Source organism: Streptomyces sp. SPB074, assembly GCF_000154905.1.
Taxonomy (GTDB): Bacteria; Actinomycetota; Actinomycetes; order Streptomycetales; family Streptomycetaceae; genus Streptomyces.
The window spans coordinates 827,725-830,468 of the sequence record NZ_GG770539.1 but is presented as its reverse complement, the minus strand read 5'-3'; the positions used below and the strand labels follow the sequence as shown (position 1 = coordinate 830,468).

Annotated in this window: 2 protein-coding genes; one reads left to right on the top strand and one right to left on the bottom strand. The window is 74.7% G+C overall.

All coding sequences use genetic code 11. The features are described 5' to 3' along the window. A partial coding sequence (locus SSBG_RS03390; protein ID WP_078491203.1) for a hypothetical protein occupies positions 1 to 725 on the bottom strand: 725 nt, incomplete at its 3' end. Between the two features lie 180 nt (positions 726 to 905). Between SSBG_RS03390 and ggt the strand changes: the two genes are divergently transcribed. After that, positions 906 to 2,735 (top strand): gamma-glutamyltransferase, encoded by a 1,830-nt coding sequence (gene ggt, locus SSBG_RS03385; protein ID WP_008744826.1) that lies wholly within the window; start codon positions 906 to 908, stop codon positions 2,733 to 2,735. Positions 2,736 to 2,744 lie beyond the last annotated feature (9 nt).

The following is a 2,744-nucleotide window of genomic DNA, read 5'->3' as shown; positions in this document are numbered from 1 at the left end:
TCCGGCAGCGCCTCCGGCCGGGTCAGCGCCGCCTGCGTGACGTCCCCCACCAGCTCCACGACGTCCGGCCCGTACGCCGCCGAGTTCACGACCCGCAGCAGCAGGACGAAGGTGCCGTGCCGGTGGCGGCGGCGCAGACGCTCCTGGTGCGTCACGAGGTAGCGCGCCGCCGCCTGGTTGTTCACCGAACGCTGCCCGCACAGCAGGAACACCGGACGCGCCTGCTCCTCGCGCCCCGTCGTGAGCCGCGCGAGGACTACGTACTCCGAGCGGCCGCAGTCGATGGCGTACCGCTCGCCGCCGATGACGAAGGCGTTGTGCTCCGGGCGCGGGTCGGTCTCCACGCGTATCCCCGGCAGCAGCGCCGCCAGGTGCGCCGCCGACCTGCGGTTCGAGTACGGGCCCCCCACGCAGAACTCGGCCAGCTCGCCGAAACCGCGCCGCGCCTCGTCGTGCGCGAGGACCTGCGCCCGCGCCCCGCACTCCTTGATGAGCGCGGCGAGTTCGAGCAGCGCGTAGGTGTCGAAGCGGGCGACCGCGAAGTCCGCGCCGCCCGCGTCCTTGTTCACCACGAGCAGCGCCTCGCTGTGCGCGGGCAGCCCGAAGAACTCCCGCGTACGGCCCAGGCGGCGGCGCCCGGCGAAGGTGCGCGCCGACCAGGCGAGCGCGGCGCTGATGGCCGAGGCGAGGAGGCCGAGCAGGAGGTCGCGCACGTCGTCCGTCATGGCCCGCGATCGTACCGGCCGCGAGAACCAACCGGCCCGCACGGGAGGGGGATTGAGAGGCGCAACGGGTGCCCGCCGACGGAAGGGGCTCGCGTGGTGGCGGCGCCCGCGTGGCGTCCTGGTGATGGGGTGGGTGTCAAGTTACGCTGCCCGGACGGCTGTTGACTGGAGGAAGACCGGATGTCACATTCCGCCGCACGGCGCGCCGGGCGTCGCCGCACCCTCTCGTACCTGTCCCTGACCGCCGTTGTCGCCGGGGCGCTCAGCCTCGGCGCGGCGCCACCGCAGCACGGTGCACCGAAACCTCCCGCGAAGACACCCGTCGCCACGGGCCGGGGCGGGGCCGTGGCGAGTGTCGACGCGGACGCGAGCGCCGCCGGGATCGAGGTGCTGCGCGAGGGCGGCAACGCCGTCGACGCGGCCGTCGCGACCGCCGCCGCGCTCGGTGTCACCGAGCCCTACTCCTCCGGCCTCGGCGGGGGCGGCTACTTCGTCTACTACGACGCCCGCAGCCACCGCGTCCACACCCTCGACGGCCGCGAGACCGCACCCCGCACCGCCGACAGGAACCTCTTCGTGGAGGACGGCAAGCCGCTGCCCTTCGCCGACGCGGTCACCAGCGGCCTCAGCGTCGGCACCCCCGGCACCCCGGCGACCTGGGACGAGGCGCTGCGCTCCTGGGGCCGCAAGTCCACCCGTGACGTCCTCGCCCCCGCGACCCGCCTCGCCCGGCGGGGCTTCACCGTGGACGACACCTTCCGCCAGCAGACCGCCGACAACGCGGCCCGCTTCCGGGACTTCCCCGCGAGCGCGAAGCTCTTCCTGCCCGGCGGGGAACCCCCGGCGGTCGGCAGCACCCTCCGCAACCCCGACCTGGCCCGTACCTACGACGAGCTGTCCCGCAAGGGGCTCCGCTCGCTGTACGCGGGCGCCCTCGCCCGGGACATCGTGCGCACCGCGACCCACCCGCCGCTCGCCCCGGGCTCCACCCGCGTCGCACGTCCCGGCAAGCTCGCGCTCGCCGACCTGCGCGCCTACGACACCAAGCACCAGGCCCCCACCCGTACCGCGTACCGGGGCCTCGACGTCTACTCCATCGCGCCCTCCTCCTCCGGCGGCACCACCGTCGGCGAGGCGCTGAACATCCTGGAGAACGACCGGCTCGGCCGGCTCTCGCAGGAGCAGTACCTGCACCACTTCATCGAGGCCAGCCGCATCGCCTTCGCCGACCGGGGCCGCTGGGTCGGTGACCCGAGCCGCGAGAACGTGCCGACGAGGGAACTCCTCTCGCAGCGCTTCGCCGACTCGCGCGCCTGCCTGATCCAGGACGACGCCGTCCTCAAGAGCCCGCTTGCCCCCGCCGACCCGCGCCACCCCGCCAAGGGCTGCGCGGCGGCCGGGAAGGGCGTCGCGACGACGTACGAGGGCGAGAACACGACCCACCTGACGACCGCGGACCGCTGGGGCAACGTCGTCTCGTACACCCTCACCATCGAGCAGACCGGCGGCAGCGGGATCACCGTGCCGGGGCGCGGCTTCCTGCTCAACAACGAGCTGACCGACTTCTCCTTCGCCCCGGCGGACCCGGCCGTGCCGGACCCGAACCTGCCGGGGCCGGGCAAGCGCCCGCGCTCCTCGATCTCCCCGACGATCGTCCTCGACCGGCACGGCGCCCCCGTCGTCGCCCTCGGCTCGCCGGGCGGCGCGACGATCATCACGACGGTCCTCCAGAGCCTCACCGGCTACCTCGACCGCGGCCTCCCGCTCGTGGACGCGATCGCCGCCCCGCGCGCCAGCCAGCGCAACGCGGCGGCGACCGAACTGGAACCCGCGCTGTACGACAGCGCGACGCGCGGCAAGCTGGAGGCCATCGGGCACTCGTTCACACGGGTGCCGGAGATCGGCGCGGCGACCGGCGTCGAACGCCTCGCGGACGGCCGCTGGCGGGCCGCCGCCGAGCCCGTACGGCGCGGGGGCGGCAGCGCGATGGTGGTCACCCCGACGCGGTAGCCCCGCGTG